Source organism: Nocardiopsis flavescens, from assembly GCF_900141985.1.
GTDB classification, from domain to species: Bacteria; Actinomycetota; Actinomycetes; order Streptosporangiales; family Streptosporangiaceae; genus Nocardiopsis; species Nocardiopsis flavescens.
This window is the reverse complement of record NZ_FQZK01000060.1, coordinates 1-3,548: the sequence shown is the minus strand read 5'-3', so window position 1 is coordinate 3,548 and position 3,548 is coordinate 1. Positions and strand designations below refer to the sequence as shown.

The 3,548-nt window shown below is 76.1% G+C and carries 1 pseudogene; it reads left to right on the top strand.

What is annotated here, in order from left to right:
* A pseudogene (locus BUE45_RS32860) lies at nt 1-3,548 on the top strand (hypothetical protein); the annotation flags it as partial.

Sequence of the window (3,548 nt, the reverse complement as noted above, 5' to 3'; positions counted from 1 at the left end):
TCGAGGCGGAGCTGTCCGCGTTCGCGGCACAGCCCGAACGGAGCGGGGCCGAGGTCGACCGGATGCGGGAGGCCCGCGACGCCCTGCTGGCCGAGACCGAGCGGCTCGACGGACCCGTGTCCGAGCGCGGCCGGACGGTCTCCGCCGAACGCGCCGCCACCGAGGACGCGATCACCCGGGGGAGCGAGGAGGCCGACACCGTCCGGCCGCTGGTCGAGAGGTCCGGGGACCACCTGGCGGGGCTCCGCGCGCAGACCGACCGGATCGCCGCGGACCACGCCCCCTTCCTCGACGCGCGCCCGGACCTGCGCACCGCCCTGGACGGGGTGCGCACCGCGCTGAACACCCTGCGGACCGACCGGACCGCGCTGGAGACGCGCCTGGAGGACCTGGACGCCCGGATCGGCGATCTCACCGACACCGACCTGCCCGGCCTGCGCGCACTGGAGAACGACCTGCGCGGTCTCCACCGCGACCTGGACGACCTGCACACCCGGGTCGAGGACCTGGAGGTCCCCGAGGCCACCCCGCCGCGGGACGACGACTCCGACGACTCGGACGACTCCGACGATGAGGGCGCGCCCCCGGCGCCCGGGACCGGCCGCGACGGCACCGGCACCGAACGCGGCGGCAGGTCCGCCCCCGCACCGGGCGGGACCGGCCGCGGGCGCGGCGGCACGCCGCCCCCCGACGGGAGCGCTCCGGAGGGCTCCCGCCGGCGCGGGGGGCACCGGGAGGCGGACGACCCCGCCGACGCCTCGGACGACGCGTCGGTGTCGGACGCCGACAGCGTCTTCAGCGCGGCCTCGGACGCCTCCTCCCAGGACGGGCGCAGCGTCTTCGACGGCACCGACGACGCCGACGACCGCGGGCTTCCGCCCGCCTACGACACCGTCGCCGACACCGACCGGGCCTTCGGCCCGGAGGCCGACGGGACGCGGGAGGAGGCGCCCCCGGCCTACGACGCCGAGCCCTCCCCGCCGCACTACCCCTACACCGAACTGCTCGACCGCGTCCTGACCGGCGGAGACACCAAGGACACCAAGTTCGACCCCGACCCCGCGGTGGTCGGCGACCTCTCCTGGCCCAAGGACCTGCGGTCGGTGCTGCCCCCGCCCGGGTCGGCCGAGGTCCAGGTGTTCAGCGCCCGGGTCCACGACCTGGACACCCTGGGGCCGGATGGCCGCTCGCTGACCGGGGAGACGGGCGAGGGCTCGGGGACGCGTCGCACCACCGGGGAGACGGGCGAGGGTTCCGGCACCCGCCGCGCACCGGCCGAGGAGACGGGCGGCGACGAACGGCCCACCCCCGTGCGCCGCGACCCCGACCGCGACGACGACCCGGACGACGACCCCGACGACGAGGGCTCCGGAGCCGAGACCACCGACGACGAGCGCGACCCCGCCGACCCCGACGTCTACGACGGCTCGCTCACCGTGGACCGCGACGGCGAGGCCCACGACCTCGACTACCTCGTCGGATCACGGATGGTCGGCCCCGGGCGGCTGCGCACCGACGGCGTCCCCGAGGCCGTCGACCGGTCGCTGCGCGGGATGCGCCCGCGCATGCCCCGCGCCCTGCGGGAGCAGGTGCTGGCCGAGGTCGACCGCATCGCGGCGGAACAGGGCATGGACCCGTTCTTCACCGGCAGGGGACCCGAGATCAGTGTCGGGACCGGCAACGACGTCTGGAAGGTGCGCGTCCGGCTGTCGTCCGACCGGCCCGACGGCGAGGGCCCGCCGGCCTACCGGCACGTGCCCCTGCGCGAGGGCGAGGGGACCGACGCCGTCATCATCGGCGGCCAGGAGCGCACCCGCACCACCGCCTCCGGCGACACCCTCACCCGCGGCGCCCGCCGGGGCGTGAGCGTGAAGTTCACCGCCAACCCGCTGTACTTCGGACCGACCTTCCTGGGCGACCCGGTCGGCCCCAGCATCACCGTGGGCGCCAGCGGCGGCACCGGGCTGCGGGGCGGATCCAGCGGCGGCTCCACCAAGACCGTCGCGGTGCAGGCGATGGACAACAGCGCCCCGGCCGAGGTCTACACCACGGACCTGCGCATGGACCTGGGCGTCACCCCGCCGGCCGGTCCCCCGGTCCGGGCGCCCAGGGCCGCGGTCGTCCGGGACGGCCTGGCCCTGGTGCTGTCCGGCAAGCCCGAGAAGCGCCCGGACGACGCCCCGGCGCACATCAGCCTCCCCCGGCGGCCCGCCGCCGAGGCGGCGGCCGACGACGCCTCCGGCTCCGAGGGGCCCGCGCCGCGCCGCAACCCCCGGACCCTGCACGGCGGCCTGCCCATCAAGGTCGAGCGGATCGTCCCGCAGGGAGGGGAGGAGGGCACCGCGCCCACCCACACCGACCTGGGCACCTGGCTGGCCGACCGCCTCGTCCCCGACGGCGCCGAGGGCGCGACCGGCAGTGGGACCCGCGGGTCCCGGGGCGAGGACGCCCGCGAGCTGCACAGCACGATCCGGGCCGTGTTCGACAACGACTCCCTCCAGGAGTACCTGCCGCACCTGTCGCGGGGGCCGATCACGCTCAAGCTGACCGGGCAGGACGGCACCTCCCGGATGGTGCGCCTGGCGTCCTCGGCCACCGAGTACCGCGCCTACGGGCACGCCCCGCACCTGGGCGAGCTGACCCGCCACGAGGGCACCGAGCACACCGTCTCCTCCTCGGGGAGCCGCAGCCGGACCATCGGCTTCTCCGTGGGCGGCGGCGTGAACATCGAGCTGTCGCTGCCCGGCGGCGGCATGACCCGCATCGACGTGCCCACCCTGGAGTACGTCCACTCGCGCACGCTGGACTCCGAGTCGCACTCCTCCTCGCGGACCGGCTCGCGCCGCGCGATCGCCCGCGACATCGCCGACACCGAGGACTTCCTCGCCTACCGGGTCGAGCGCGACCTCTTCGTGCACCTGGAGGGCGAGGCGCGTCCCCACGCGTTCACCGGCGAGACCGTCGAGATCGTCTCCCGCCGCGACGCGGAGGCGCTCAACGACGCCGCCGGCGGCGGGCCGCGCGGACGCGACCACGGTGAGAACCCCCGCCCGCCCATGGCCCACCTGCGCGGGGACACCGTCACCGACCTCAGCGGCACCACCGTGCTTGGCCTGGACTGGCCCGAGCGCGCGGCGGACGGGGACGACGGCGACGCCGCGGAGCGCGACACCACGGTGTACGAACACCTCCAGCGGCAGGTGCTGGACGCCGTCGCCGAGCGGCACCCGGGCATGGTCATCCCGGACATGGCCCGCAACCGGTCCGACTACGCGCTGCGGCCGGGCAACGAGGAGGCCTCGTTCGGCGAGAAGAAGTGGCGCGAGGTCTACGGCCTGCGCCGCAACTACAACGTCGCGCGCGAGAACACGCTGCGGATCCTGGACGCCCTGTCCCCGGAGCGGCTGGACTCGGGCGACACCGACCTCACCTCGGACCGCGGCCTGACCATCGACCTCGCCGAGAACGCGGCCGTGGACCCGCCGCTCACGCTCAAGGGCAAGGAGGTCGTGCGCCCGGACAGCGTCACCGTGCACGTCCGCGCCGAG